This window comes from Caldalkalibacillus mannanilyticus JCM 10596 (assembly GCF_000615945.1).
Lineage (GTDB): Bacteria > Bacillota > Bacilli > Caldalkalibacillales > JCM-10596 > Bacillus_AT > Bacillus_AT mannanilyticus.
Window position 1 is genome coordinate 14,171 of the sequence record NZ_BAMO01000045.1, and the last position, 26,990, is coordinate 41,160.

Here is a 26,990-nt window from a genome sequence, read left to right on the forward strand (position 1 = left end):
ACTTTTTCTTATCTTGTCTATGTTCTTATCTCATCTTAGCTCGTTGTTAGCCCTCTTTGTTGCATCCTTCATGGACATACAACGTACATGAACAAAAGCCCCAGAATAATGACGACAAGTGTACCCAAGGCGATCAGGGTTATTCTTTTGAGCAACTCATTCTCAAGCTCAGGAATTTGAGCAATCGTAGCGCCCAGCAGTACTCTGGAAGGTGAAGCCATAATGGCATGAGAAGAAGCTGTATTTTGAGCGTAGGCTGTCAGTTCTGGAGAAATTCCGATGTATTGAGCCGCCTGTACTTGCAGCTTAATAAACATAGCATTCGATGCTGTATTGCTCCCGGTTAGAAAGCCTCCTAGTCCTCCAATTACGGGGGATACGAGAAGAAAAAGCGGACCTAAGAACGTCGCCGTTACCTCTGCTATGATTTGTGTCATAAGGGCTTCAGACATAATCTCAGATAGAATGATAAAGAACAGGGTAGCAAAAATGACAGGAGAAGCTTGCTTCCTCGTGAGTTGAAGAGTGAGAAAAATCGACTTCTGTTTCATTCTATAGATCCCAATGGTAAATAGACACGTCAGAAAGAGAAAGAAACCAGGAGAATATAAAAGAGGAAGGGAATACTGTAATTCTTCAACTATTACCACACCATGGCTGAGCAAAAAGCCCTTCAAGTCCGGAATTAATCGTGATAATAATAAAAGAACAATGAGAAAGAGATACGGTTTAAACGCACGACGTATGTTTCTATTTTTTAGTAATTCCATTCTATTATTCATAAACAATAATAGAACTCCCATGACCATAAATGAACCAAAGACACCTGCTAGCTCCACGCTAACATATTTGTTTAACAGTAAGACTGATACCCCCATTGAACTGCCTGCGAGAAACGCCTCCCAAAAGTGACTCTTCAAAGCAGACCAGCCTCCAGCTAGAAAAAGAATGATCAGAGCAAAATAAATAAACGTGGGGAGGGATAATAGAGCACTTCCTACCCCTAATGTTTGAACGGAAAGATTGCCCAATTGTGCTCCGATCACTGTTCCCATTCCTAACGTTCCCCATGGGACCGCGCATAAACTAACCAACGAAATCAGCACAGCCTTCATTCTTTCTACCCCTAAAGCAATGAGAATGGGCGCAACCACAATCATTGCAATACCAAAACCGCTCAGCGATTCTACTAAAGGAGAAAAAGCCAATGTCAAAATCAGCACTTGCCGAATCGGGTCCTGAGTCGATTCTGAAATAAACTTTGCCATGGTTTCAATGACTTTGGCTTCGTTTAATAAGTGATAGAGCCAAATGCCAAAGACAATAACATATGCTACAATCAAGGAGGTAAGACTCCCCTGATAAATGGGCATAGCTAATTGATGTAGGGTAAACTCAAAAAAGGGAGTAAAAAGCGCCATACTGCTAGTGAAAACACACCCTACCAAACCAGCCTTCCAAGCAGATAATCTTAAACCAAACAACAAAAACAAGATCAAACATAGGGGAATAAGGGAAAAAAAGAATGGAATCATAACTCCTCCTGGATTTCACTATAGTGGATTTTTGTTGATTATATTCTTTTGCCCCTCAACCGTCAATACCTATTTTATCTTGCTTCCAATATATTTATTTTATTTTCTCGATCTGTTTTTTTCGCTATAGAGGAATAAACTTGAAAGGTGGAATTCTTGTGACATTAGGTGAAAAGGTAAAAAAATTACGCATGGAAAAAGGCTATACCTTACAGGAGTTAGCCGATCTTTCTTCCGTTAGTCGTTCTATGCTCTCGCAAATAGAAAGAAATGAAAAAAACCCTACAGTTAACGTCTTATGTCAAATTGCTGAAGCCTTAGACTCCACCGCTTCTCAGCTTCTAGCAGAAAACGAAATAAAAGAAGTCATTCTCATTAGAAATAAAGATCGTCAAGTCTATAAGGATGAGAATACTGGTTTTCAACGCATCCTGCTTTCACCAGCCTTCCCTTCTAAAGGAATTGAATTTATTTTAAACATCATTCCGCCGGGAAAAAGCTCTGGTACATTTCCTCCTCATAAAAAACAAGTCAAAGAATATATATATGTAGTAAAGGGATGCTTACAAATTACCTTAGACGGACGGAAACATATGACTTTATATGCTGGAGACTCCCTCTACTTTGAAGCAGATATTACGCACCAATTTGATAACTTAGAAGAGGAAGCGTGTCATTATTACCTTGTCATAGATTCTACCTCTAGCCAATAATTTTTTTCTTATGCCCCTAAACATTCAGTCGATTTTTGTCGATAAATTATTCTTTAAAGAAAAGTCAATCAGTAGTATAATTTAAGTAACTGCAATAAGAATTGTCAAACTATACATAATTTTTCTAGCATCAAAGCTATTGGTACGTGAATTAAAAGAGTAGGAGTTGATAGAAATGAAAAAGAAAGCTTACTTTGCACCACAAGTATTATCTGTTCAAGATGTGAAATTCGAAACAGCTATTAGTAGCGGTAACAAAGTTGAATGTAGATTTGAAAGAAGAAATGGAAGAATCGAGTTAATTTGTACAATTAATGGTCGTCCATTGTAATTTATTTTCATTAACTACATTAAAGCTTGTAATCATTCAAATGTAAAAACACGCGAAAATATCAAGGCCAAAGCAGGAACTATACAGCCTTGCTTTTTTCGCATGCGAATTTTGTCGAATAAAATTTCTTTTATGTATGGACTACTCCTAGTATAATAAGTGAAGAATCGCTATAACCTATTAATATCGGCCAGATATTCTAATTTATTAAGTTTTCGATTCTATCTTCTTTGAATATACTTACAGACTAGGAGTGATCATAATGGAAAAGAAAGCTTATTCTGCACCTCAAGTGTTATCTTTTCAAGCAGTAAAGTTTGAAACGGCGATCAGTAAAAACTTTAAGCCGTGCGGAATGTTTCCTAAACCAGGCAAACCAATGCCGCCAGGTATTGAAATGCTGTGCAGAAAATAAGGGAAATTTAGTATGTGCTTTGAATATATTTTTATATTCTTACTTTTTTAACTTAAAGATGAGGTCAAAGTGTTCTCATACCTTTGACCTCTCTCTTATTTAGGCTCTTATTTCTCTTTATTTTATTATTATTTTTTTTAATTTTACTACTATAAATTACTATATTCTTGCTTTACGATGATTTTAGTTAGAGCTAAGGGGCGTACTATGGAAAGCTTATGGATTAAAATTGGGGATCATATTATTCAAATAGATAGTCATTCAGAACGAATGATTCAGTTCTTTAAGAAACTGTACCAAGTGATTATGCCTGCAAGTACAGCCAGCGTTGATATCTGGATTAAAGTCGAAGAGGGTTATGGAGTTCCTTTCGTCGATTATAATGTTGATATTAAAAATGAAAAAGAGCTTATTACCTACAGACGAGCGGATTATCTTATTGAAATGGCACCAGACTTTAAAGCAGCGTCGGTCTTTGTCTATGATGAATTTGCTTTAAAGCATGCTTTTATTAACTTATACAGCTCGTATATCGTCCATATTCGCTGGGGGTTATTAATCCATTCTTCTTGTGTCGTGGAGAAAGAGCAGGCACACCTTTTTGCTGGACCATCTGGAGCAGGGAAATCAACGGTAGCTAAGCTTTCTTATCCTCGCCAGCTCTTGTCCGACGAAGCCACATTGATTAAAATTACAGATGGTGAGATCATTGTCTATGATTCTCCTTTTCGTAGTGATATAGAAGAAAAAGGCTTAGCAGAATGCAGACCCTTAGCCAGTATTCAAATCCTACATCAAGCTATAGAGAACGATCGAATCTTAATGAAGAAATCCGATGGTTTGTTTCAAATCATGGATAAGATTTTCTACTGGACCCATTGTCCTGAGGATACTAAAAAAATCCTACCGCTTATGAAAACATTAGTCGATCGTGTACCTCTTTACGAACTCCATTTTCAAAAAAATAATTCTTTCTGGGAGTTGATTTCTTAATGATACAGTATATCCGAACACCTAACTTTGAAGAAACCATCCTCGATGATGAATGGGTTATTTTAAATACAGACAACCATTCCATTACTCGCTTAAATGATATCGGAGGATTTTGCTGGACCCTACTCAGTGAGCCTCAAACATTCAAATCCATTATGGAAGCTATTCACCAAGAATATGATATCCAAGATCAATCTATTGAAGAAGATATTCAGCGTTTTCTAGAGGACCTGATCGAGTGTGGATTGATTCGAGATGCAGAGTAATCACCAAGAGGCTTTAATCACCTTAATTCAAAAGACCATCCAGAAAAACGGAAGCATTGATCTACCCTCCAGTGGATTCAGCATGTATCCGTTCATCCAGAAAAATGATATCTGTACGTTCGTTGAATGTACTCCTTCTACTTTAAAACAAGGCGATATTGTGTTGTTTTATTGTTCTGAAAAGAAACTTACCGCCCATCGTTTTAAGGAAGCGGTGACCATTCACAATATGCCTATCTATATTTTTAAAGGGGATACGAATCTTTTGCCAGATGATCCTGTCACTGAAAACCAACTGCTTGGCAAACTAGTACAAATTAAAAGAAAACAAAAAAAGATATTAATGACAGACCTCTCCTCTAGAATTTGGAGCAAAATCATCTTTTCATTCCCTATATTATCCCGTATATTAAAAAGAGTAATAAAAAAGAAAATACGTATAACTACTGGAGCTTCAGTATGATAGGACTAAATAAAATGAAGCATTTCATTGTCAAAAACTTTTTTATATTAGGTGATATCCGTAAATCCTTTTCGATGTTAAGACCGTACATTATAAAATATCGAAAGGCTTATTTAGGGCTTTTTTTCTTTTTATCGCTTGATATTTTTCTGACCTTAGCTTTTGCTTGGTTTCTGGGACAAATTACGGATGCTGCCATTCAGACTGACTTTCAGAGCCTAAATTGGCTGGTTCCCTTGGGTATTGTCTTACTGCTGCTTAGCCTAACCTCTTCTTATGCTGGAATCTATCTGAGAGCCATTACCGAAAATGCGGTAAAAAAGGATCTGAGAGTCGATTTATTTAATCATATCCTGCGTTTGCCGACAAAACAGCAAACACCCTTCGCTCCGGTGAATTGGTCACTCATTTTACCAATGACATCAATAGTATATTGGGATTAATTGGTTCTAGTCTTATTCAATTTATTCGACTTCCTTTAATTTTTATTGCTGTTTTTATTTATATGTCCTATATTAATTTGACTTTAACCCTACTATGTCTAACCATTATTCCCTTTGCTCTATTGTCTGGCGGGGTGTTTGGCTTACTTTTGCGCAAAAACAGCCGACTTATTCTCAATCTAACCGGTCGAATGAATGGGTTTCTAACAGAAAGCTTTCAAGGCTTCCATGTCATTCGCTCCTTTACTATGGAAAAACGACTGCATAAAAAATATGCTGAGCATAATCAAGAGCTCTACAATTTAGAGAAGAAAAATGCCAATCTAAATGGCTGGTTTCAAACCGGAAGTGAAGCAGCAGGCTCCATCTCTTTCATCGCTTGTCTTTCTGTAGGAGCTTATTTTGTAACCAACGACCTTTTGACCATAGGCTCTTTACTTATTTTCATTAATCTAATGAGCCATCTTATCTATCCATTAACAGGGTTAGCCGGTTTATGGGGCAGTCTACAGCGCTCTCTATCCGCAGTAGAACGAATCTCAGATGTACTCGACCTTTCGCCTGAGTCCCCTGACTTACCTGCCTATGTTCCAAAGGATTTAGCTACCAAATCCATTGAATTTGACAATATTACGTTTAGCTATGATGTAGATACTCAGCTTATTCAGCAAGTGAATCTTTTGATCCCCTCAGGCAAGGTTATTGCCATAGTGGGACCTAGCGGTGCAGGGAAAACAACGCTTCTTAACCTGCTGCAAGGCTTTTATACACCTCAAGAAGGAAGGATTTTGATCGATGATACACCCATTGATCAGCTCTCTACTTCAACACTTAGAAGCTCTATTGCCTACGTTCATCAAGAAACCTTCCTATTTAGTGGTAGCATTAGAGAAAACTTATTGATCGCACGACCTGATGTGACCGAGGAGGAAATGATTCGCTCTGCTATTCATGCTAATATCCATTCCTTCATCATGTCTCTTCCTGATCAGTATGATACAGAAATTGGAGAACGCGGTGTTCGCTTATCTGGAGGACAAAAACAGCGCATGGCTATCGCTCGTGCACTGCTCAAGGACGCACCCATTTTATTATTGGATGAAGCTACTTCAGCATTAGACAGCGAAACAGAACATCAAGTACAAGAAGCACTAGAGCGCCTGATGAAGGATCGCACAACATTGATTATTGCTCATCGATTATCGACAATCCAACATGCTGATATGATCGTTGTCATGGATCAAGGAAGAATCGTACAAACAGGTACACATCATGACCTGATTTCTGTTGACGGACTATACCGTGATTTAAACCGTAGACAAAAAGATCAAGACAATACCTTTATCGTCAATATGTAACGTGTTGCTGTTCTCGATAAGGAAGGAGAATTTACGTGATCATCCAATTCATTGAAGCCCTATATTATTCTCCATCATCCTTCCCAATAGGGATGAAGATTATATAATGATACTTGACGATGTTGAACGATCCTCCATCCATTCGCAGGTGTATCATTTGCTTAAGGAAAGGGGGTTACTACAGCAAACACCTCTCTTTTTTCAACAAGAACTCAAGAAAAAGTGTCAAGAAGCACTGTTTCAGAGCATCTATATTAAAAGTCAAACAGAACATATTCTGAAAGTTTTTGAACAAGAGGAAATCGAAGTGATTCCATTAAAAGGTGTGACCTTTGCTGAGAAGTATTTTGGCCACCTAAGCGCAAGAGGAACATCAGATATAGATCTGTTGGTCCATAGTCAAGATATGGAACGAGCAAGTGCCTGTATTCGCGAGCTGGGATATACCATAGAAGAAGAGCTCAAGCCTCTCCACTTCCATCAGTGCTTCAGTAAGTTTTTACCTGGTTCACCATTGCCACTTACGATTGAACTCCACTGGAATTTGCTGAAGGAAGGAACCTCAGATCTCAATATTCATTCTTTCTGGGAGCAGGCAGAACCTTATAAAGAATATTCGTATGTAAAAACTTTATCAGATTACCATACCTTCTATTTAATATATCTCCATGGTTGGAGAAGCAAAATGATTTCCTTAAAGTATTTTTTAGACATTATGCAGCTGATTGATGTTCTTGGAGATAGGTTGGATTATACCAAATTAGTAGAAGAAACAAAGCAGCATAAAACCTATACGAGATTGGCGAGAACATTATCTATTCAATATTCCTTATTTCCTTTTCTACATGAAGTAAAGCCCCTTCCTTTCGAGCAGAAATCAACGCTCTGGTGGCATGAAGATACGATTAAAAAAGCAAATGCAAAGGTCTTTACATCTTATTTTCATTCTCTATTATATGACTTTGGCGACTTTGATACACTGAAACACCGTTTTACTGGGCTTTACCTGATCTTCCTTAGAGCAAATAGATTCCTAAGGAAAAAAATTGAATAGAGTTAAAAATCTGAACACCTATATAGAACATGAGACTTATTTTTGGAGGATGCTTCCTCTACTAAATAAGTCTTTTTTAACTGAATAAGCATGAAAAGCTTCCTCTAAAGAAGGACTAAACGACCTCCTCGATAGGGCTTCGGTAGAAGCTTTTCTTACTATTGCGAAAAAAGTCGATTATTGTCGTTTTTTTACTTTCCTATACAGTCCTTGTCAGTTATACTAGAATTAACAATATTACAAACTACGAAGAGGTTATCATATGACACATTTAGAGATTCAGTACAACTTGTGGTTAGTTGCTCTATCATTTGTTATTGCCGTGATATCCTCTTTTTCTGCTTTAAATCTAGCAGGAAAGATTAGTAATTCGACTGGAAAAACGAAAATCCTCTGGCTTTTGTCCGGTTCTTGTGTGATGGGTTGTGGTGTATGGTCTATGCATTTTATTGGCATGCTTGCTACGCATATAGCTATTCCCGTTTATTACGATCCAACCATGACCGCTTTATCAGCCATAGCAAGCGTGATCGCTTCTTTAATTGCCTTTCTAGTCACTTCTGACCAACAGCCCAGCAAGTGGAGAATAGGGTTGGGAGGTATGGTGATGGGAAGCGGAATCGTCATCATGCACTATTCAGGAATGGCTGCTATTCAATCAGCGGCTACCCTTTCTCATGACCCCCTACTCTTGGCAGTTTCGATTCTAATCGCCATGCTCACCTCCTATTCTGCTCTTTATTTGTTTCGCAGATTTCGGAATAAGCCTCAATATCATTTATGGAAACTATTCTGCTCTGTTTTAATGGGACTAGCTATTGGTGGGATGCATTATACTGGAATGGCAGCATCTTCTTTTCATCTTCATGGAGACATTCATGTAGAAAGCCATCTAAACGAGTACAACTTTTCGCTTATCGCTAGTGTATCCATTGTGACCTTTCTTATCTTATTCATCTCCTTAATCGCCGTGTTCTTTGACCATCACATCTTAGAACGCATGGCCTTTTATGACTATCTGACGGACTTACCTAATCGCTATGGACTTGTCCAATATTTTGATCTTCAATTTAATCTTACGGAATCAGGAGCTATTTTATTCATTGATATTGATCGTTTTAAAACCATTAATGATACCCTCGGACATGACGTGGGGGATATGCTGATTCAACAAATCGCTAAAAGGCTCAGGAATTGTATCGGAGAGAAAGATAAAGTCTTTCGCTTAGGCGGCGATGAATTTCTTATCGCTTCACCTGATGGAGATGAAAAAACAGCCGTATTACTTGCCGACCGTATCTTACATGAAATCAAAAAGCCTTGTTATATTGAGGATCATGAATTATATGTCACAGCAAGCATTGGCATTAGCTTAGCTCCTATTCATGGATTCGATCGTTCTTCTCTCATGAAATGGCAGATACAGCCATGTACCATGCGAAAAATGAAGGGAAAAATAAAGCTTCTGTCTTTAATGAAGAGATGGGACTTGAACAAGTCCGTCGCTTAGAGCTGGAAAAGGATTTAAGAAAAGCATTGGAACATCAAGAATTTGCTATTGTTTATCAGACAAAATGGAATTCAAGTACAAATCAAATGGTTGGAATGGAAGCTCTGCTTAGATGGAACCACCCTAAGCTCGGGACCATATCCCCCATAGAATTTATTCCCATTGCTGAAGAAACGGGTTTGATCGTCCCGATTACACATTGGGTGATTGAAGAGGTCTGCAAGCAAAACCAATTGTGGCATGAGCAAAACGTTGCTCAAGTAACCGTATCTGTGAATATGTCTGTACGTGTCTTTGAAAACCAAACCCTCTTTCAAGTGGTCAAAAAATCTCTTGATCTCTCTGGTTTAAATCCCATCTTTTTAGAACTAGAAGTGACAGAATCTATTGCCATGAATGATATGGAAAACACCATTAGCCAACTACAAAGAATTAGAGAGCTAGGAGTGAAGGTTTCTCTAGATGATTTCGGCACTGGGTTCTCTTCTTTAGGAAACCTAGATGAGATGCCGATTGATATTCTTAAGATCGATAAATCCTTTATACGAAAAAGTATGCACCCTTCTAAACAAGCCATTATTAGTAATATTATTATGATTGCCAAGAGCTTAAATATGGAAGTCGTCGCTGAAGGAGTAGAAACGAAGGAACAAATTGATTTCCTGACCTCCAGAGGATGTACCATTATGCAAGGTTTTTATTATGCTAAACCCGTTCCTCCAGAAGAAATTGCTCAACAAGATCGTCCACTGAATCAAAACGAATAAAACAATAGACTTGGCAGTCAGTATGCCAAGTCTATTGTTTAAAATAAGCGAGATTTAAGCCTTTTAAATAACCATGGTAGCCCATAAAATATTACAAACCCCGCTATAAATGATGTGTATACTTGAAAGCTAATGATTTCTGCGAACAGCAAAACATGTAAAACGACAAGAACAAAAATCCTCCAATACAATAAGTAGTTGATAGAACCGTCCTCCTCTATTTTTTTCTTTCATAACTATATATACGTTATGAAGCGACTTGGAGATTCATGTTTTTTCCATTTATTTTGTATTATTTATTTTTTCTTGTAGATGTTTTTATAAAGCAAAAGAGTGATCCTCCTTTCCTTTAAGGAGGATCACTCTTCATTTTTTATTTTGTACCATTCATCTGGCTCAGTTCACTGATCATTTCTTTGATGAGAGTGATGAAGGTTTCTTTTGCCTGTTCTGTCGTTTCGATTACTTCCTCATGGGTTAACGGCTGATCAACAATCCCTGCCGCCATATTAGAGATACAAGAGATCCCTAGAACCCTAATGCCTGCATGACGAGCGATAATCACCTCAGGAACGGTAGACATCCCAACCGCATCTCCTCCTAAGAAACGAATCGCTCTAATTTCTGCTGGTGTTTCATAAGAAGGACCTGTATTCCAGACATAGACTCCTTCCTTCAAGGCAATGCCCAGCCTATCTGCTACACGCAAGGCACGTGACCTAAGCTCCAGGTCATAAGCTTCTGACATGTCTGGAAAGCGCACACCTACACTCGAATCATTCGGTCCGATTAACGGATTTGCTCCAGCATTGTTAATATGATCCGTAATTAACATGAGATCCCCTGGCTGCAAGCTCGTGTTCACTCCTCCTGCTGCATTCGTAACCATTAAATACTCAATACCGAGCTCCTTCATCACACGAACGGGAAAGGTAACCTTATCTAATGAATAGCCTTCGTAATAGTGAAAGCGCCCTTGCATAGCAATAACTTCTACTCCCTGAAGAGTCCCAATCACAAACTGACCAGCATGTCCCTCAACTGTTGATACTGGAAAGTTAGGAATTTCTCCGTAGGGAACGACCACAGGATTTTGAATCTCTTCAGCAAAGACCCCTAATCCTGAACCCAAAATAATGCCAAGCTGAGGTTTTTGATTCAGCCTCTCTTTAATATAAGCTGTCGCTTGTTCTACTGCTTCTTTCATCTCCACTTTCCTCCTATCTAAAATCTATTCATTTATGAAATGGTCTTGATAAACCACTCATACACAACTCCACCTAAATAGACCCCAAACACACCCAACACACCCGCTAATACTGGTGGAGCTGGTAGTGGCAATCGTAACAATTTGAATACAATACCAATAATTAATCCTGCTAACACACTTAACACTAATTCTTTCATTTCCATTCTCCTTTGAATTTATTTATCTAGAACAGCATCCCTGCTATGGAGGCGCTTAATAATGAAGCAAGCATTCCAGCCAGTACAGCACGAATACCTAATTTAGCAATATCTGCTCTGCGTTCCGGTGCAAGACCACCCAAACCACCAATCAAGACAGCTAATGAACCTAAGTTGGCAAATCCGCAAAGAGCAAAGCTAACCACAACAACGGTCTTTTCAGATAACTCAGCAATTTGTGGTGCAAATGCTGCATAAGCAACAAACTCATTTAATACGAGCTTCTGTCCAATATAGCTTCCTGCTGTCGTCGCTTCTGCCCACGGAACCCCAACGGCAAAAGCAAGAGGGGCAAATAAGATTCCTAATATTCCCTCTAGAGATAGATTTTCATTTCCAACCATCCCCCAATACCGCCTAATATTCCATTAACCAAAGCAATTAAGGCAATAAACGCGAGAAGCATGGCTCCTACATTAAGGGCTAATTTTAATCCATCAGCAGCGCCATGTGCTGCCGCATCAATAACATTCGTCACGCTCTTATCTCTCTCAAGCTTAATCTCATTAAGGGTTTCAGATTTTTCCGTTTCGGGCACTATAATCTTAGCCATGATTAAGCCTGCTGGAGCCGCCATAAAGCTTGCCGCTAATAAGTATTCTAATGGAATTCCCATTAATGAATACCCTATTAGTACAGAGCCCGCTACAGAAGCAAGACCTCCTGTCATCACAGCGAACAACTCAGATTGAGTCATCTTTCCTAAATAAGGTTTAACAACAAGCGGTGCTTCTGTTTGACCAACAAAAATATTGGCTGCAGCAGACATCGACTCCGCTTTGCTTGTCCCAAGCAACTTAGAGAGTGCTCCTCCAAGGAAACGAATCAACAGCTGCATAATTCCTAAATAGTAAAGCACAGAAATAAGGGAAGAAAAAAAGATGATAACACTTAAAACTTGGATAGCAAAAATAAATCCCGTATTTTCAATATTCGCTAAGGGACCGAATAAAAAGCTTACTCCATCACCAGTGTAGTCAATGATCTTCTGTACACCCAATGACAACTTAGCTAAAGCAGCTCTTCCCATTTCCCATTTCAGAACAATAAGGGCAAATGTAACTTGAATGGCTAAGCCACCTAAAATCGTGCGAAGATTGATTACTTTTCTATTACTAGATAAACAAAAAGCAATTAAAAATACAGTAAAAATTCCAATAATTCCCCAAATAATATTCATAAGTCACCTCTCTATCCATAGTAAAAGCTTAGCTGTATATATTGTCAGACGTCCAACCTCTTATAGCAAAAAAAATCACAGCATATGGATCAATAGATTTTAATTTTTCACTTATCATGTTAGACGTCCAACAACTACTTTTATTATAAATCATTTTTTAGAGTTGTAAACCCTTACTTATGTGAAGAAAATAAGAAATTGTGTTCACAACTTTCCTCATAATTTCACTCTTTTTCTAAACACACTAAAACTAAACGTGTCCGCACGGAAGAAATTGATCGAATATAAAACAGGTTGATCGTTCAGGTCATAATGGGTCTGTTTTAAGACAAGCAATGGGGTTCCTTGCTCACATTCTAATATTTCTGAAATTTCATCATGGTATCCGATCGTTTCAATCACAGCTGTTGCATAACTAATAGACACAGATGCCGTATCTTCAATAAAGGAAAAAATCGACTCTGTCGTTAGCTTCGAACCTGGTGGAATAAGACTAGAAGGAATTTTATCAATACAGTATACCATGGGCTTATCATCTGCCGTTCTTACCCTCTTAACAAGATACACCAATTCCTTCGAACCTAGCTTCAGTTCTTTACGATCTTCGTCAATAGGTTCTGCATAATCTGAAAATAGCAAACTGGTTCCTGGTTTTTTACCTTCTTTAATAATCATATCCGTCACACTTGTTAGCTCTTCAATACCACTATGAAAAATAGGTTTCTTATTAATAAAAGTCCCTATTCCGTGCCTTCTAATAACAATGTTCTCTTCTTCTAGGATTCGAAGCGCTTCTCTTAACGTCGTTCGGCTTACCCCCAACGTCTTAGCTAGATTGTATTCCGAAGGCAATTGTTCCCCTTGTTGCAATATACCTTGTTCAATATCTTGTTTTATTTTATCTATTATGACAAGATATCTTGATCTATTCGTCAGCTCCATGGACATCACACGATTCCCCCTCAAAATGATAGCACTTTCAAAATATAATTCTACATTCTCCAGCACTAACATTCAAGACATTTTAACTCGCTATAAATCCTCTTTCTATATCAATTTTTTTTAGCTGAAGCATTGAGATAGCAAAAAAAGACCCCCTCAACAAATCGCAAATAGCGACATGTTGAGACGGTCTCTTTTTTCATCCTATAATTTAACTACGTTCTCAGCTTGAGGACCACGGTTTCCTTCAACAACGTTGAATTGAACGCGTTGGCCTTCGTCTAAAGACTTGAATCCGTCTCCAGTGATTGCGCTAAAGTGAACGAATACATCGCTTCCACCTTCAACCTCGATAAATCCAAATCCTTTTTCTGCATTGAACCATTTTACTGTACCGTTTTGCATTTTTGTTACCTCCAAAATTAAATTAAATTAACATGATCATTTTTCACTCTAAAAAAAAAATTCACACATTGAAAAAAGTAGCATCTCAAAAATGTCACCTTTTTCAACATGCGAATTTCGGTTTCAATTTGATCATTTGTTATTATCTTATCACAGTTATTTCCAAAGCGCAACCCCTTTATGCAATTTTTTTTTTGAAAACTTATGCTTAGTAAATACCCGTTTTTGAAAATATAACATCCATTGTTTTTTGAGAAAGAAGCATGTACTATTACTTTATATGGAAGTCATTCTGTATTTAACGAAAAATATCAAAAGGATACAAAGGGGGCTACAATGAAAACCAAAATAATACCTTATATTCTTCTCTTAACCACCATGATCTTAGCAGGCTGTACAAGTATAGAAAGCAGCTCTAGTAACAATCAAGAGCAGACACAGCAAAATCCTAGCATCCAAGAAGAGAATCAGATCCCTCCCGAAAAAGTAGCTCTCACTTATAACAAAATAGCCCCCATAGAACCAAAGGAAAACGAAGGTGAGATCGACCAAGTTTTATTGGAAAAAGAGTTGCCCCTTGGGAAAATATTGATCCATACTTCTAAAGAAGAAGGAATGGAGAATGATTTATTTGCTACATATGTAAACGATGCAGGAAACGTTTATTTATTAGGAGTGATTGGAGATCCACACTCTCCTACTATCACATCCTAGATGGAAAACCTCTCATCTATTTAGAGGCAGGAGGAAGTGTCATTCACCCGCTTGATATAGATGCTGACGGAAAAATAGAATATATCAGCACGTATGGTGCTCCTATTGAAGCACTTCTCTATAAATGGGATGGAACTCAGTTCAAGGTAGCCAATCTAAATAAGCTGCTTGGGGCAGGAGCTGTTTGGCTAGAAAATGACACTCTAGTAGCAGAGTTTAAAAAAGACCCTCAGACAAATGAAACCCAAACAATACGGTATGAATTTCACGATCATTTTTTACAGATGGAACACTCTTCTAATCAGCAATAAGACGATACAGCAGGTCCTCATCATTAGCATCCGACAAACCTGATGCCTTAGCCTCTTCTCGGATCTGCTCTATCGACCCTGAAAAAGATAATCTGCCCTCTTTCAACACCCCAATACGGTCACACAAATACATAATCTCATTCATATCATGTGTTGTGTAGACAATCGTCTTCCCCTGCTTTGTCAGCTGTTTGATGTATTGGTTAATTTCAAACTTCGATTGAAAATCAATTCCCACAGTAGGCTCATCCATCAGAAGTACGTCAGGATCATGAATCAAAGCGACCGCTATATTTAATTTCCGCTTCATCCCACCGGATAATTTGGACACTTTTTCTGTCCATTTCTCTTCTAGCTGAACAGCCTTGCACAAGTCCAATAACCGTTTATCCGCCACACTTTTTTTGCCAAACTTGCTCCAAAACCTCATGTTTTCTTGTACCGTCATTTTTTCCCACAACGCCAGATCTTGAGGGACATAGCCAATGATTTCTCGTACTTGCTTGTTTTGTTTTCCAAGGTGATAACCCTGAATCGAAACAGTCCCCGAAGTTGGCTGTGTTAGTGTAGATAAAATGGATAAGAGAGTAGATTTCCCCGCCCCATTGGGACCTAATAATCCGTACACTTCTCCCTTATCGATAGTTAGTGTCACGTTACGCAGAATTTTTTTCTTCCCATATGATTTCGTTACATTTTCTATTGTAATCATGTTTGACCCCTCATTTTTTGAATGCCTACTCCCCATAAGACTATGCTTAACCCAAGTAAAGCTATAGCTTGTAGGAAGCTTTCAGCATGTTGATTATGGAGTACCAGCCCTTGTGGCAGCCACCTCGCAACGTCGGCTATCGATGGGAACAATTCTTGGATAGGAAAGAAGCTTCCCCCTACAATCCCTAGACAAAACGTGAGCAAAAAAACAATCAGATAATAATGCCCCAACGCTCCTACACAACTTACCAAAAAGTAGCTTAAACCAACACAAACCCAAACATAGAGCACCATCATACTAAGCAGTTCGAGGCTAGACCCTCCTAATTGTAAGTGCCGCAATAGATAGAAAGCAATCAGAGCTTGACCCGTGTGAAGCAAGAGATACACCATACTGCTTTGCCCTACATAGGAAGGCAAAGAAAGATAGGTTGTTTGAATACGTGAAAACAAAATAGGGCGTTCCCTGATCACCCAATCGGCTGTAAAGAAAATCATTAACATGGTAAAGAATGTCCATAACCCTAGATAAGGTTGATAATAACCGTTCGCTTCTACTTCGGTTATTTTTTCTTGTATGCTCTCTTCCAGCATTCTTTCTTCTTGTCCTCTCTCCGTACCTCGTATTTCCTCTGTGCTAGCTTCATGAAAATCGATCGTCATGAGCGGTTCTGGCTCCCATTGCTGTTCTGTATAAGCAAAGGCTTCACTCCAGACGAAATGAGGATCTTCCATTGCTATCTTTTTTTCTTTAAACAAGGCGACAACCTCTTCTGCTGCCTTGATATTACTTGTTAGCCTGAGTACCTCTCCGGCGATCATTTCTCGTAAAATCCCTACCGCCATGGTGGAAGGAGCTACCCAAACTTCTATTGTCTTCTCTCTTTTTTCTGCTAAGAGCTGCTCTTGAAAGCCTTCCTTAATCAGAAAGACGCTATCTACTTTATTGGTTAATAGGAGGCGTTCTGCCTCCGCTGAAGAAACATATTCAAGGCGAAGGAAGCTCCTTTCCTGCACTCGACTGATCACTAATGCCGAAAATTCACTTTGATCCTCATCGACAATAGCCACGGGAATGGCTATTTCTTTTTGTCCTTTATCTACTATAGCCCCCAAGAGAAGGGTCGCGCAGATAGGGAGAAAACAAATGAAAAGCAAATACCACGGTTTTTTGATGAGTTGAAGAAGTCTACTTGTCACGATTCTACCCATCATGTCTTCCACCTTCTTTTTTGCCAATGATGTGCTAGACAAATCAACAAGATACAGCCAAGAAGGATTCCTACTAGTACGTTATAAGCTAGAAAGGCATCCTGCTCCTCTGCCTGTCCAAAGATCGAAAAAACGAGCTGCAAAGCCCACGTATTGATCATATACTCTCCCAGCTTCTCTAACCATGCGGGAAAATAGACACGAGGCAGAAGATGCCCTCCGGCTATCACACCTAGCATCATGGTCACTACGCTTATCCATTGATAGATTCTGTCACTTTTAAATACAGTCTGAAGCATGATAAAAAAGGAAACAAAGACACCATTCACCACAGCTAGTCCCGCAATCATATGGCTAGGCGAATCCACTTCTACATCCCAGTAGCTTAGTAATAGGGCAAGTCCGATTGTAATTGGCAGCAGTAGAGTAACAGCACTCATCAACTGAGCTAAGCTCACTTGCACGTCCGTAATCCCCCTAGAAAGAAGGCGTTGACGGAGGGACAAGTTTTTCTGCTCCTGGGTCAAGAAAAGAATGCCGTAGCTCCAAATCATCATAAGAAGCAAATAACAGGAAAGAAGATAATATTGAAGAAGATCCTTCTGAAAAACACTTTCTTTCACCTGCACATCATAGATATCTCCTCGCCCTAGAGTATGCAAGGAAAAACGAACGATACTTTTTCTAAATTCTTCTTGGCGCTCCTCTATTGATACATTTTCTTCTCTTAAAAAATAGGTAATCGTATTGATCCCACTCTGTGCTGCGGAGGTAAAATGAGCGGCACTTTCCATCAGGTACCTGACCAAAATGGACTGGAGAGGCTGCCTCTGATTACCAATCACCTCTACAGGGGTGTTGTTACCTCTTTTCACCTCACGGCTAAAGCCTTGAGGAAGAATGATCATAGCGGCAATTTGATTCTCCTGCATGAGCTGCCAAGCATGGGCTTCATCTGTTTGAATGGTATCTATTAAGCTGCTCAGATGCTTGCTTTGTACAAGCTGTTGAATGACAAACTTGGTTTCCAACGTGTCATCCTGGTCTACGACAGCCACTTTAAACAATTGTACACGCGCTTCCTCAGAAACGAGCTGGTTTGCGACAATTCCCAAGCCAATGACAAAGAGGACTGGTGCGATCAATAGCACCAGACCCATCTTCCAATTTTGTACCATCATTTTTAGTTGAAACCAAACAACCCACAGCATATTTTTCACTATATTCACCTGCTACTATTCGCCTAGACCAAGTCCTTCTAACACGCCGGCTAAGCTTTCTTGCATTTGCATTACAATACTAAACATATCAAATTGTGTAAGCTCGACGACATTCAAGCCCTCTTGTGGAGCAGAAGATAGAGAAGGAACCTCTATTTGATCCTTTAGAAACACTTGTGAATCAAGCGTGAAGAAAAGCGCCATAGGCATCCCTTCTACATTCAGCTCAATATCATATACTTGCTTGGCATATTTGTCTTTTAGACTAATATCCTGTTCCTCCTTAATACTACCACTAATCTGGGGAAGATGATCAACTTCTGTACCAGATAATGAGAAGGAGAAGTCTCGATCCACCTCATGTTTAGCTGCTGTTCCTTTGAAGGTCGAATTCAGTTGTAAACCTGCATCAAACTCCGTCATCCCGTCTAGCTCAAAGACAAAATTGACTTGTAGATTCTCTGTGCTTCCTTCCTTCTGCTTTTCTGTGGATTCTGTTAGTTCAAAAGCTAATCTGTCTCCACTTTGATCCAGAGGTTTCAGCTCCACGATAAACTCTTTATTTGTGATGTTTTCCTTGGAAATATTTTTTGTGGCAACTAAGAAGCGAACCGGCTCTTCCTCTTCACTAGCTAGTTCAACACTTACACTACGATCCACAATGCGATTCTTCTTATCAATTAATAAGACAGATTCAAAGCCTTGAGTAAACTGAAGCTGACTCATTGCTTCTTTTGCCTCCTGTAATCCTTCGAGTATTTTTTCCTTCACCATAGCTTCATCCGTTAAATCTTCTGCTGGCGCAAACTCTCCTTTAAATGCCCCTGCTTCTGCTAAAAACTTGATACGAGTCGCAATCATCTGTTGCAGCTCGACATCCTCAATGAGCTGATCGATGAAGCTATTTAAGAACTCCTGCGTTTCTGTAGGCGAAAGCTTCAGAGCCACTTCTCGTAGCTTCAGCGTTTCTCCTTGATATTCATAGCTGACATCCTTCGTTAAATAAAAGTACTCATCCTTTAATTGACTCATAAAAAAGGTATTATAACGCTTCGACAAATCCTCTTGCTCCTGAACCGACAGCTTCAAATCATCCCACTTTAAAGTCGTTTGAAGGGTATCTGGACCATCATACGAGGGGTCTCCTTTTCTCATCAATTCACCGAATTGATCTGAATTCATATAGAAATATTTGTCGTATAGCATAGGCAGATACAATTTATATTGTTCAGGTGATTGATAAAATTCAAGATCAAAGGCACTCGTGCCTCCCACTTCTAAAGAGATTAGGCTGTTGCTCACTTCTTTTACAGGGTCCTGTTCGGCTTTGATCACTAAACTTGCTTGCTTCAACAAGTCTTGAATCATGTTCATTTCCGAATTCATGATCTCTGACTCAAAATTTCCTTTTAACCGCAATTCCGTTAACGAGGGTTGCTTTAAAATAGCCTCTTGAAACTCAAACTGCTCGCCATATTTTTCTTTCCATTCCTTACTTGTTTCTTTCATTGTCGTATACTCTGCAAGGAAATAAGTCCCTTTGGGAGTGTTGCTAAGAAAGAAAGCGTACGTGACTGCTCCCCCTATTAAAAGCGTCACCAGTCCTGCGATCACAATCCACAGCTTACTCTTGTTTCTCTTGCTCTGTATACCTTCTCCAGTTTCTAATGATGTTTGATTCATTCTGTTCCTCCTTGATTGTAATAGAAAATAGAAACAAGGACATGATCAACGTCCTTGTTCCTCCTACTAACATTTATTCGACAAAAAGAACTGTTTTCCTACTTCTTTTTCGACAAAAATAACCTTTTTTCTACTTCATTGGTAAATTTCAAACATTTTTCTACAATCAGCTGAAAAATATTGTCGTCTAGCCTAGATAGAATAAGTGCGCTATGATGAATGAAAAGTGGAAATGAGGAGGGGATCCTATGTTTTTGTTCAGACCGGGGGGCACAAAGAAAGTAAGGCTGCTTTTCTCTCTTCTTCTATTTGTACACATTCTGTTCTTGCTATCTGCTGGCACACCGATCGCGAACTCACTAGTCCAAGCAGAACAAAAAACTGACTTCTATGCTGCACTAGAAAGCGAAAGAGGATTCTTCTCTTCCATCCGAGTAGCATTTGATCCTCACTTACCTCCGTTTCAGTTTCTTGAAGGTCAGGAGTACCGCGGCTTTAATATGGATCTGATGCAAGTCATTGCCGAAGCAGAAGGACTGCAAATCCACTGGGTTCCTATGACACTGAGCGATTCTGTTACAGCCTTGGAGCAAGGAAGCATCGATGTGATATTAGGTGTTCACTATAAAGCCCATTTCTATGAAGGAATGGAGTTTTCCGAACGTTTTTTCACCTCCTCCATCATTATGCTTATTCCCAAAGAAGAAACAGACATCAAGAGTCTGTCCGATCTTTCAGAACGGGTTGTCGCCATGCAGAGAGATACCCTGGAATACGACTTTCTACAAAATATACGTAGAATTAAGTATCATATTACTTCAAATCAGGAGGAAGCACTGCGCCTCTTAACCATGGGACGAGCGGATGCGTTTGTTGGAAGCAGGAAAACAGCAGAGTATTTTTTACAGAAGCAAGGTTTAGAGGATCAGTACCTATTTATTGAGCGTTATGTTTTACCTCTAGAATACACCTTGGCGGTTGACCAGCAGAATCCTTTGCTTCTGCAAGCTCTGAATCGCGGGCTTCAAACCACCATGGTCAATGGCTCCTACAAGCAGTTATATGATCAATGGTTTCAGGATGAAAGCAGTACATTGCGTAAACGCTTGGAACAAACAATACAGCTTTTTATCCTTGTTGGAGCCGCTGCCTCTGGTCTCTTCTTCATCGGACTCCGCTGGAATCGACAGCTCAAAAAGCAAGTAGATAAGAAAACGGAGGCTCTTCTCTTACTCAATCATTCCTTGACCAGGCAAGTTCAAGAAACCAAAAACAGCCAACAATTAAAAGAACAAATTCTAGATAGCAGCCCTAGAGGAATTGTAACCTTTGACCGCCATGGCGAAATTACCTCCATCAATACGAAAGCTATGACTCTAGGAAATATAGAAGGCAATCCAGTAGGAAGCATGTATCATAGCATCCCCATTCTATCCCACCTTCTATCAAGCAAGCTTGACGAGGTGATGAAGCTGGGGAAACAGTTTCATGGAGAAGCAACCTTGAAGATAGAAAAAGAGGAGCGTTTTTTGCGTTACTATGTCTATCCTCTCTATGATTATCAGAATCAAATGATTGGAACCATTCTATCCTTTGAAGATATGACAGATGAAAAAAAAGTAAGAGAACAGCTATTTGAACAAGAAAAAAGCCAAGCATTAATCCAGCTTGTTGCCGGACTTGCTCATGAAATACGAAACCCTCTCACCTCTATAAAAACATTTGTTGAGCTGATTCCTAGTAAAATTCACAGTGCTAGATTCCAACAAGAAATCACGACCCATGTACCTAAAGAAATCGAACGTCTTAATCAGTTGATTGAAGAGCTGATGAATTATGCCAAGCCCAAAAGCATGAGCAAAGAGCTGATTAATGTGACCGAACTAATTGAGTCAACAATTATCCTCTTCGAGCGATTAGCAGAACACAAAGGCTTTTCGATTGAAACTAAGCTAGAAACACCCTTGTTCATCAAAGCAGATTCCAATCAGCTGAAGCAGATCATGATCAATCTCTTTTTAAATTCTATTGAAGCCTTAGAAGAGAAGGTCAAGGATGATCCACCCTCTCCTCTTGACTCGCCCAAAAATGAAAGCGATATCTTTATCCATGCATGGTCTGAGGGAACAACTGATGGCAATAGAGTGTTCATCCAGCTTCAAGATAAAGGGGCGGGGATGAGTAAGACTCAGCTAAAAAAAGTGATGGAGCCGTTCTATACGACCAAAGCCCAAGGAACTGGACTCGGGTTGGCGATCTCTCACCAATTTATTCATGAAAATGGAGGGACCCTACACATCGAAAGTGAAGAAGGAGTGGGAACAACCATGATCTTATCTTTTAGAAAGGATGGCAAAGAAAATGACCAAGAATCTATTAATTATTGATGATGAAGCGGCTATTTGTTCTTCCTTAGCATTTGCCCTAGAAGATGAATTCCTTGTACAGAGTACCACTGACCCTTTTGAAGGAATGGAGTGGGTCAAGCAACAAAGCTTTGATATTTGCTTACTAGATTTAAAAATAGGAAAAATCGATGGTTTAGAGGTACTAACCGAATTAAAAAGGCATCAGCCTGAGCTCATTGTCATCATCATGACTGCCTATGGAAGCATCTCATCCTCCGTAGAAGCCATAAAAAAAGGAGCCTATTCCTATCTTACCAAGCCCCTTCATATAGAGGAGCTATTGACTCTTCTGGGACAAGCCCTACATGTACAGAAACTAAATCAACAAGTGGAGTTTCTAAGTCAAGAGCTCGAAAAAAAGTACGGCTACCAAGGAATGATTGGTAAAACACCTGTGATGAAGCATGTCTTTCAGCTCATAGATAAGCTGAAGGATATTGACACCAATGTCCTAATTACAGGCGAAAGCGGGACGGGAAAAGAATTAGTGGCAAGAGGCATCCATTTTTCCGGCAAAAGAAAGAAAGAGCATTTTGAAGTGGTCAACTGCGCAGCCATTCCGGAAACATTGCTAGAAAGCGAATTATTTGGTCATGAAAAAGGAGCTTTCACTGGGGCAACATCTCGTCGAGAAGGAAAGTTTCTTTTAGCTAACCAAGGAACCATTTTTTTAGATGAAATTGGCGATATGTCTGTTTCCTTACAAGCCAAGCTCCTGCGTGTCCTTCAACAAAAGGAGATCACTCCCGTTGGCTCAGATCAAACCATCAAGCTAGATGTGCGAGTGATTGCTGCGACCAACCGCGACCTAAAGCAAGCCGTAAAACTGGGGGAATTTCGCAGTGATTTATTTTTTCGCTTGAACGTTGTGGAGATTCAATTACCCCCTCTTAGAGAGAGGAAAAAAGATATTCCTTTTTTAATGCATCATTTTATTCATAAATACAATCAAGAGCTGGGCAAAAACGTGAAAGGCTTCTCCCCTCAGGCATTAGAATGCTTGCAGAACTATGATTACCCAGGCAATATTCGAGAGCTCGCTAACCTAATCGAATCAGATGGTAATGTCCGATTCTGAATATATTAGATTAGAAGACCTATCCAAGGAAGTAAAACAGGAAACCACACTTTCTCTCAACCCAGAGAATCTAGAAGCTTCTATTCAACAGCTCGTCGGCTTGCCGTTAAAAGAGGTTGAAAGAAAGGTTATTCTCGCTACGCTCGCACAATACCAGGGACATCGGCGAAAAACAGCAGAGGTCCTTGGAATCAGTGAACGAGGGCTGCGGGAAAAGCTTAAGTTATACAAAGGAACGATCGAAGAATGAGAAAGCGGAAAAACCTGCCGATGCGGAAGTTTTTTCCGCTCTTTTTTTCCTTTTGGCATTCTATGCTCATCATGCTTTCTCGGTAAAAATGTATGCGCTTCCGATTGTGTAGCCTAGCCATAGGAAAAAAATAGAGTTGGCATATATTTTGCGAATAGATCTATGAAAAATCAAAAAACTCAAATTTGGAGGGGTCTAAAATGAAAAAAACAGGGCTAGGATTACTTGTACTTTTATTTACTCTTGGCATGGTGCTTACAGCTTGCAGCAGTACCACCACGGAACAATCCCAAGGAGAAAGCACAAAAGCTCAAGATGATTTATTCGTGACAATCGCTACGGGAGGAACCTCTGGTGTCTACTACCCCATTGGAGGAGCCCTTGCCAGCCTCTATGAGAAAGAGCTAGGTATTGGCACCTCAGTACAAGCCACGGGTGCCTCTGTAGAAAATGTAAACCTATTAGCGACGAATAACGCTGAGTTAGCCATTACAATGGCAGATACAGTATTACAAGCCTACCAAGGCTTTGGTGCCTTTGAAGGGAAAGAACCGATGGAGGAATTACGCGGTTTGGCTGGACTTTATCCTAACTATGTCCAAATTGTCACCACCAAAGCATCGGGAATCAAAACATTTGAGGATTTAAGAGGAAAACGAGTCGGAGTGGGAGCACCCAATTCTGGGGTTGAGCTTAACGCACGTATGATGTTTGAAGCCCATGGAATGAACTATGAAGACATCCAAGAGGATTATCTTTCCTACAGTGAAGCCATTGATCAAATCAAAAACGGAATGATCGATGCCGCTTTTGTGACAAGCGGGGTCCCAAACTCAACCGTCATTGACCTACAAACCACTCAGGATGTCGTTATTGTACCTGTAGAGGGAGCTGGAATGGAAAAGCTACAAGAATTATATCCTTTCTTTTCAGCCAATGTTATTCCAGCGGGAACCTACGGAAATGAAGAAGATATTCCTACAGCAAGTATTCAAAACCTGCTGCTAGTCAACAAAGACCTATCTGAAGAAGTGGTCTATCAAATGACCAAGCTGTTGTTTGAAAACGTAAATCAAATTCATAGCTCTCATCATGCCGCTACAGATATTTCCTTGGACACCGTCACCGAAGGAATGGTTGTGCCATGGCATCCAGGAGCAGAGAAATACTATAAAGAAGTGGGAGCTATGAAATAATGCCATGAGGAACGTGACATCCACCATGTTCTCACAGAGAGTCTATCTCTATGGCTTTGCTTTGCTCTTACTTCTTGCCATCGCTTTGCTCGGCTTTTTCCTACAAGCTTCTGCCCATCACTCTGGGCAGAAGCTCATCATTCAACATCAAAAGACCGCTGAAATATATAACCAGATAGACATCGAGCGAGGAGATCGCATTGAGGTTGCGTGGATTCATTCTGTAGAAAAAACACCCTGGTCTGAAATATTTGAGGTGACCCATGAAGGGCAACTACAGCTCATTGAAACAAGATTTCAATCTTTTGGAGCTGGAGTTCCCCATCTCGCCCTTAGTGAGGACATGCATACAGAAGACGGCTATACCGTGATTACAGGTTTCTCTCACATCCTGCCGCATTACCGGTGGATTCATTCTCAACAGGCGGAGTTCTCCATCTCCATCAATGGAGAAAGGATAATGGCACCGCATGACCTGCCCCATCATCACCCCATAGAAATGTGTATTGAAAAGAGGTGAGCAAAATGAAACAAGAAAGAAAAGAAACAATTTCAAATACAGATGCATTATCCTCTGAACAAGTAGAGATTCTGGAGAAATACGATCATGAATCAAGATTTCGTGTTTTTGATCAGCGGTGGATGGCTTTATTAGTGACTCTCATCGCCGTGGGACTATCTCTCTATCATTTATATACATCGTATTTTAGTGCACCTGTTACCTTAAAGCACCGCTCCCTTCATGTTGCGGTAGTCTTAGCTCTAATCTTTTTATTATATCCTGCCTTAAAAAAGGCAAGCAGAAGAAGACTCCCTTGGTACGATGCTCTTCTGGCTTTCGTCGCTCTATCCACTACGATTTATATTTTTGTCGATTATGGGAACATCATTCAACGTGGAGGGCTTCCCAATCAAACGGATGTAGTGATTGCCACTCTCTTGATCATTCTTGTTCTTGAAGCAGCAAGACGTGTCACAGGCTGGGCATTGCCGATACTAGCCACTCTGTTCCTCCTATACGCTCTATTTGGGCGAGATTTACCAGGGCTTTTCCGCCATCGAGGCTATGATTGGAATCATGTTGCTAACTTTTTACTGACCACAACAGAAGGGATCTACGGAACGGCTATCGGAGTATCTGCTACCTATATCTTTCTCTTTATTTTATTTGGCGCTTTTTTAGCCAAGTCTGGCATGGGACAGTTCTTTAACGATTTGTCGCTGGCACTAGCAGGACATACCAAAGGTGGTCCCGCTAAGGTGGCAGTCATTGCCAGCGGCTTTCTGGGAAGTATTAATGGAGCGGCTGTCGCTAATGTCGTCACTACGGGAGCCTTTACCATCCCGCTAATGAAAAAAATCGGCTATCAAAAGAATTTTGCCGGGGCGGTCGAAGCGTCCGCCTCTGTAGGAGGACAAATTCTCCCTCCTATCATGAGCCGCCGCATTCATCATGGCTGAAATCTTAGGAATGCCTTACTCCCAGATCGCTCTCGCCGCCTTAGTACCTGCTCTGCTGTATTACGTCGGTGTTCTCACACAGGTTCATCTACGTGCCTCTAAAGATGGCTTACAAGGAATGAAACGCTCAGAAATCCCGCGTGTCGGGCAAGTCATGAGAGAACGCGGACACTTGCTGCTGCCTTTATTGTTCTTGGTCTATATGCTTTTTTTCACAAATAAAACCATTATCTATTCTGCTTTCCTCACAATTCTTGTCACTGTAGCCGTTGCCATGCTCCGTCAGACGACTAGAATGAGCATGAAAGACATCATCGAAGCACTTGAAATGGGCGCAAGAACCTCCGTAGGTGTCGCTATTGCCTGTGCCGCTGTGGGGATTATTGTTGGTGTCGCCACGCTCACTGGATTTGGACTCAAGCTAGCCAATGGCATTATTACATTAGGGGAGATCATCTCTTCTTAACGCTCCTATTTACCATGGTGGCTTGCATTGTATTAGGGATGGGCTTACCCAGTATTCCAACCTACATTATTACAGCAACTATGGCAGCACCAGCCCTCGTTGAGCTTGGAATCGCCCCATTTGTCGCCCATCTCTTTGTTTTCTATTTTGGAATCTTCGCCAATATTACCCCGCCGGTCGCCTTAGCTTCCTTTGCTGCCGCTGGGATTTCAGGGGGAGATCCAATGAAGACAGGCTTTAGCTCCATGAAGTTAGCCATTGCAGGATTTATTGTGCCTTTTATGTTTGTTTATCACAGCTCCTTGCTTCTTATCAATACGACATGGGCCGAAGCCATACTAGTGGTGATCACCTCTGTTACAGGAGTTATGATGCTTGGAGCGGCTGTCGAGGGCTATTTATTTAAGAGCATGAATCTATTCGTTCGGATCATTG

At 40.1% G+C, this 26,990-nt stretch carries 27 protein-coding genes and 2 pseudogenes; 19 read left to right on the forward strand and 10 right to left on the reverse strand.

Annotated elements, in window-relative coordinates; genetic code table 11:
• Positions 1–68: 68 nt before the first annotated feature.
• A complete protein-coding gene (locus tag JCM10596_RS20065; protein WP_025028641.1) occupies positions 69–1,535 on the reverse strand; it encodes an L-lactate permease in 1,467 nt (488 codons plus the stop codon).
• A gap of 158 nt (positions 1,536–1,693) precedes the next feature.
• Between JCM10596_RS20065 and JCM10596_RS20070 the strand changes: the two genes are divergently transcribed.
• The 11 genes from JCM10596_RS20070 to JCM10596_RS30510 all read left to right on the forward strand — a co-directional run bounded on the left by JCM10596_RS20070 (position 1,694) and on the right by JCM10596_RS30510 (position 9,848).
• Positions 1,694–2,248, forward strand: a complete 555-nt coding sequence (locus tag JCM10596_RS20070) for a helix-turn-helix domain-containing protein (RefSeq protein ID WP_025028642.1) — start codon at positions 1,694–1,696, stop codon at positions 2,246–2,248.
• Between the two features lie 175 nt (positions 2,249–2,423).
• Entirely contained in the window at positions 2,424–2,579 is a 156-nt protein-coding gene (locus tag JCM10596_RS29635; protein ID WP_159102379.1) for a hypothetical protein, read from the forward strand.
• A 262-nt stretch (positions 2,580–2,841) separates the two neighbouring features.
• Positions 2,842–2,994, forward strand: a complete 153-nt coding sequence (locus tag JCM10596_RS29640) for a hypothetical protein (protein ID WP_159102380.1) — start codon at positions 2,842–2,844, stop codon at positions 2,992–2,994.
• A 207-nt stretch (positions 2,995–3,201) separates the two neighbouring features.
• The gene (locus JCM10596_RS20085; protein WP_025028643.1) at positions 3,202–3,987 is read left to right on the forward strand and encodes a hypothetical protein; all 786 of its coding nucleotides are present in this window, start codon (positions 3,202–3,204) and stop codon (positions 3,985–3,987) included.
• On the forward strand, positions 3,987–4,253 hold the full coding sequence (locus JCM10596_RS20090) for a PqqD family protein (protein WP_025028644.1): 267 nt from the start codon (positions 3,987–3,989) through the stop codon (positions 4,251–4,253). The genes JCM10596_RS20085 and JCM10596_RS20090 overlap by 1 nt, the downstream gene beginning before the upstream one ends.
• Positions 4,243–4,716, forward strand: a complete 474-nt coding sequence (locus tag JCM10596_RS20095; protein WP_025028645.1) for a signal peptidase I — start codon at positions 4,243–4,245, stop codon at positions 4,714–4,716. Before JCM10596_RS20090 ends, JCM10596_RS20095 begins: the two co-directional genes overlap by 11 nt.
• Before the next feature lie 14 nt (positions 4,717–4,730).
• On the forward strand, positions 4,731–5,159 hold the full coding sequence (locus tag JCM10596_RS30915) for an ABC transporter transmembrane domain-containing protein (RefSeq protein ID WP_267879718.1): 429 nt from the start codon (positions 4,731–4,733) through the stop codon (positions 5,157–5,159).
• Positions 5,150–6,517: an ABC transporter ATP-binding protein gene (locus tag JCM10596_RS30500; protein ID WP_267879719.1), complete on the forward strand. Its 1,368-nt coding sequence runs from the start codon at positions 5,150–5,152 to the stop codon at positions 6,515–6,517. The genes JCM10596_RS30915 and JCM10596_RS30500 overlap by 10 nt, the downstream gene beginning before the upstream one ends.
• Before the next feature lie 106 nt (positions 6,518–6,623).
• On the forward strand, positions 6,624–7,571 hold the full coding sequence (locus JCM10596_RS26675; RefSeq protein ID WP_025028646.1) for a nucleotidyltransferase domain-containing protein: 948 nt from the start codon (positions 6,624–6,626) through the stop codon (positions 7,569–7,571).
• 262 nt (positions 7,572–7,833) lie between these two features.
• The gene (locus JCM10596_RS30505) at positions 7,834–9,081 is read left to right on the forward strand and encodes an MHYT domain-containing protein (protein ID WP_234410577.1); all 1,248 of its coding nucleotides are present in this window, start codon (positions 7,834–7,836) and stop codon (positions 9,079–9,081) included.
• Entirely contained in the window at positions 9,000–9,848 is an 849-nt protein-coding gene (locus tag JCM10596_RS30510; protein ID WP_234410578.1) for a putative bifunctional diguanylate cyclase/phosphodiesterase, read from the forward strand. The genes JCM10596_RS30505 and JCM10596_RS30510 overlap by 82 nt, the downstream gene beginning before the upstream one ends.
• 373 nt (positions 9,849–10,221) lie before the next feature.
• Here JCM10596_RS30510 and JCM10596_RS20115 read toward each other — a convergent pair whose 3' ends face one another.
• The 5 genes and pseudogenes from JCM10596_RS20115 to cspD all read right to left on the reverse strand — a co-directional run bounded on the left by JCM10596_RS20115 (position 10,222) and on the right by cspD (position 13,842).
• Entirely contained in the window at positions 10,222–11,055 is an 834-nt protein-coding gene (locus JCM10596_RS20115; RefSeq protein WP_025028647.1) for a purine-nucleoside phosphorylase, read from the reverse strand.
• 32 nt (positions 11,056–11,087) lie between these two features.
• A complete protein-coding gene (locus JCM10596_RS26685; RefSeq protein WP_034681854.1) occupies positions 11,088–11,255 on the reverse strand; it encodes a DUF1427 family protein in 168 nt (55 codons plus the stop codon).
• A gap of 26 nt (positions 11,256–11,281) precedes the next feature.
• Positions 11,282–12,495: pseudogene (locus tag JCM10596_RS26690) on the reverse strand (NupC/NupG family nucleoside CNT transporter).
• A 216-nt stretch (positions 12,496–12,711) separates the two neighbouring features.
• Complete coding sequence (locus tag JCM10596_RS20130) at positions 12,712–13,443, reverse strand: GntR family transcriptional regulator (RefSeq protein ID WP_025028648.1); 732 nt, start codon at positions 13,441–13,443, stop codon at positions 12,712–12,714.
• A gap of 198 nt (positions 13,444–13,641) precedes the next feature.
• Positions 13,642–13,842 carry a cold-shock protein CspD gene (gene cspD, locus JCM10596_RS20135; RefSeq protein ID WP_025028649.1) on the reverse strand — a complete coding sequence of 67 codons (201 nt, stop codon included), beginning with the start codon at positions 13,840–13,842 and terminating at the stop codon, positions 13,642–13,644.
• A 336-nt stretch (positions 13,843–14,178) separates the two neighbouring features.
• Here cspD and JCM10596_RS20140 point away from each other — a divergent pair, with 336 nt between their 5' ends.
• The gene (locus tag JCM10596_RS20140) at positions 14,179–14,556 is read left to right on the forward strand and encodes a hypothetical protein (RefSeq protein ID WP_025028650.1); all 378 of its coding nucleotides are present in this window, start codon (positions 14,179–14,181) and stop codon (positions 14,554–14,556) included.
• A 297-nt stretch (positions 14,557–14,853) separates the two neighbouring features.
• On the opposite strand, the gene JCM10596_RS20145 is transcribed toward JCM10596_RS20140, so the two are convergent.
• From JCM10596_RS20145 to JCM10596_RS20160, 4 genes are read right to left on the reverse strand one after another with little or no spacing between them, the layout of a single operon-like run.
• Positions 14,854–15,579: an ABC transporter ATP-binding protein gene (locus tag JCM10596_RS20145; protein ID WP_025028651.1), complete on the reverse strand. Its 726-nt coding sequence runs from the start codon at positions 15,577–15,579 to the stop codon at positions 14,854–14,856.
• The gene (locus tag JCM10596_RS20150; RefSeq protein WP_081792120.1) at positions 15,576–16,796 is read right to left on the reverse strand and encodes an ABC transporter permease; all 1,221 of its coding nucleotides are present in this window, start codon (positions 16,794–16,796) and stop codon (positions 15,576–15,578) included. Before JCM10596_RS20150 ends, JCM10596_RS20145 begins: the two co-directional genes overlap by 4 nt.
• A complete protein-coding gene (locus JCM10596_RS20155; protein ID WP_234410580.1) occupies positions 16,793–18,004 on the reverse strand; it encodes an ABC transporter permease in 1,212 nt (403 codons plus the stop codon). Before JCM10596_RS20155 ends, JCM10596_RS20150 begins: the two co-directional genes overlap by 4 nt.
• A 24-nt stretch (positions 18,005–18,028) precedes the next feature.
• Positions 18,029–19,696 (reverse strand): DUF6583 family protein, encoded by a 1,668-nt coding sequence (locus JCM10596_RS20160; RefSeq protein ID WP_025028654.1) that lies wholly within the window; start codon positions 19,694–19,696, stop codon positions 18,029–18,031.
• Positions 19,697–19,944: 248 nt separating this feature from the next.
• Here JCM10596_RS20160 and JCM10596_RS20165 point away from each other — a divergent pair, with 248 nt between their 5' ends.
• From JCM10596_RS20165 to JCM10596_RS30925, 7 genes and pseudogenes are all read left to right on the forward strand, one after another.
• Positions 19,945–22,083 (forward strand): transporter substrate-binding domain-containing protein, encoded by a 2,139-nt coding sequence (locus JCM10596_RS20165; RefSeq protein ID WP_025028655.1) that lies wholly within the window; start codon positions 19,945–19,947, stop codon positions 22,081–22,083.
• The gene (locus JCM10596_RS26695) at positions 22,058–23,182 is read left to right on the forward strand and encodes a sigma-54-dependent transcriptional regulator (protein WP_369345673.1); all 1,125 of its coding nucleotides are present in this window, start codon (positions 22,058–22,060) and stop codon (positions 23,180–23,182) included. The genes JCM10596_RS20165 and JCM10596_RS26695 overlap by 26 nt, the downstream gene beginning before the upstream one ends.
• A complete protein-coding gene (locus JCM10596_RS31520; protein ID WP_369345674.1) occupies positions 23,169–23,432 on the forward strand; it encodes a helix-turn-helix domain-containing protein in 264 nt (87 codons plus the stop codon). Before JCM10596_RS26695 ends, JCM10596_RS31520 begins: the two co-directional genes overlap by 14 nt.
• Positions 23,433–23,632: 200 nt before the next feature.
• Positions 23,633–24,628 carry a TAXI family TRAP transporter solute-binding subunit gene (locus JCM10596_RS20175; RefSeq protein WP_025028656.1) on the forward strand — a complete coding sequence of 332 codons (996 nt, stop codon included), beginning with the start codon at positions 23,633–23,635 and terminating at the stop codon, positions 24,626–24,628.
• A gap of 4 nt (positions 24,629–24,632) precedes the next feature.
• Entirely contained in the window at positions 24,633–25,148 is a 516-nt protein-coding gene (locus JCM10596_RS28265; protein ID WP_081792121.1) for a DUF1850 domain-containing protein, read from the forward strand.
• Between the two features lie 5 nt (positions 25,149–25,153).
• The gene (locus JCM10596_RS30920) at positions 25,154–26,089 is read left to right on the forward strand and encodes a TRAP transporter permease (RefSeq protein ID WP_267879720.1); all 936 of its coding nucleotides are present in this window, start codon (positions 25,154–25,156) and stop codon (positions 26,087–26,089) included.
• Between the two features lie 10 nt (positions 26,090–26,099).
• Positions 26,100–26,990: pseudogene (locus JCM10596_RS30925) on the forward strand (TRAP transporter permease); the annotation flags it as partial.

Excerpts from the sequence above, each read along its gene's own strand:
- JCM10596_RS20065 (WP_025028641.1), bottom strand. The coding sequence starts at position 1,535 with ATGATTCCATTCTTTTTTTCCCTTATTCCCCTATGTTTGATCTTGTTT.
- JCM10596_RS29635 (WP_159102379.1), top strand. The coding sequence starts at position 2,424 with ATGAAAAAGAAAGCTTACTTTGCACCACAAGTATTATCTGTTCAAGAT.
- JCM10596_RS29640 (WP_159102380.1), top strand. The coding sequence starts at position 2,842 with ATGGAAAAGAAAGCTTATTCTGCACCTCAAGTGTTATCTTTTCAAGCA.
- JCM10596_RS20085 (WP_025028643.1), top strand. The coding sequence starts at position 3,202 with ATGGAAAGCTTATGGATTAAAATTGGGGATCATATTATTCAAATAGAT.
- JCM10596_RS20090 (WP_025028644.1), top strand. The coding sequence starts at position 3,987 with ATGATACAGTATATCCGAACACCTAACTTTGAAGAAACCATCCTCGAT.
- JCM10596_RS20095 (WP_025028645.1), top strand. The coding sequence starts at position 4,243 with ATGCAGAGTAATCACCAAGAGGCTTTAATCACCTTAATTCAAAAGACC.
- JCM10596_RS30915 (WP_267879718.1), top strand. The coding sequence starts at position 4,731 with ATGAAGCATTTCATTGTCAAAAACTTTTTTATATTAGGTGATATCCGT.
- JCM10596_RS26675 (WP_025028646.1), top strand. The coding sequence starts at position 6,624 with ATGATACTTGACGATGTTGAACGATCCTCCATCCATTCGCAGGTGTAT.
- JCM10596_RS30505 (WP_234410577.1), top strand. The coding sequence starts at position 7,834 with ATGACACATTTAGAGATTCAGTACAACTTGTGGTTAGTTGCTCTATCA.
- JCM10596_RS30510 (WP_234410578.1), top strand. The coding sequence starts at position 9,000 with ATGTACCATGCGAAAAATGAAGGGAAAAATAAAGCTTCTGTCTTTAAT.
- JCM10596_RS20115 (WP_025028647.1), bottom strand. The coding sequence starts at position 11,055 with ATGAAAGAAGCAGTAGAACAAGCGACAGCTTATATTAAAGAGAGGCTG.
- JCM10596_RS26685 (WP_034681854.1), bottom strand. The coding sequence starts at position 11,255 with ATGAAAGAATTAGTGTTAAGTGTGTTAGCAGGATTAATTATTGGTATT.
- JCM10596_RS20130 (WP_025028648.1), bottom strand. The coding sequence starts at position 13,443 with ATGTCCATGGAGCTGACGAATAGATCAAGATATCTTGTCATAATAGAT.
- cspD (WP_025028649.1), bottom strand. The coding sequence starts at position 13,842 with ATGCAAAACGGTACAGTAAAATGGTTCAATGCAGAAAAAGGATTTGGA.
- JCM10596_RS20140 (WP_025028650.1), top strand. The coding sequence starts at position 14,179 with ATGAAAACCAAAATAATACCTTATATTCTTCTCTTAACCACCATGATC.
- JCM10596_RS20145 (WP_025028651.1), bottom strand. The coding sequence starts at position 15,579 with ATGATTACAATAGAAAATGTAACGAAATCATATGGGAAGAAAAAAATT.
- JCM10596_RS20150 (WP_081792120.1), bottom strand. The coding sequence starts at position 16,796 with ATGATGGGTAGAATCGTGACAAGTAGACTTCTTCAACTCATCAAAAAA.
- JCM10596_RS20155 (WP_234410580.1), bottom strand. The coding sequence starts at position 18,004 with ATGCTGTGGGTTGTTTGGTTTCAACTAAAAATGATGGTACAAAATTGG.
- JCM10596_RS20160 (WP_025028654.1), bottom strand. The coding sequence starts at position 19,696 with ATGAATCAAACATCATTAGAAACTGGAGAAGGTATACAGAGCAAGAGA.
- JCM10596_RS20165 (WP_025028655.1), top strand. The coding sequence starts at position 19,945 with ATGTTTTTGTTCAGACCGGGGGGCACAAAGAAAGTAAGGCTGCTTTTC.
- JCM10596_RS26695 (WP_369345673.1), top strand. The coding sequence starts at position 22,058 with ATGACCAAGAATCTATTAATTATTGATGATGAAGCGGCTATTTGTTCT.
- JCM10596_RS31520 (WP_369345674.1), top strand. The coding sequence starts at position 23,169 with ATGTCCGATTCTGAATATATTAGATTAGAAGACCTATCCAAGGAAGTA.
- JCM10596_RS20175 (WP_025028656.1), top strand. The coding sequence starts at position 23,633 with ATGAAAAAAACAGGGCTAGGATTACTTGTACTTTTATTTACTCTTGGC.
- JCM10596_RS28265 (WP_081792121.1), top strand. The coding sequence starts at position 24,633 with ATGAGGAACGTGACATCCACCATGTTCTCACAGAGAGTCTATCTCTAT.
- JCM10596_RS30920 (WP_267879720.1), top strand. The coding sequence starts at position 25,154 with ATGAAACAAGAAAGAAAAGAAACAATTTCAAATACAGATGCATTATCC.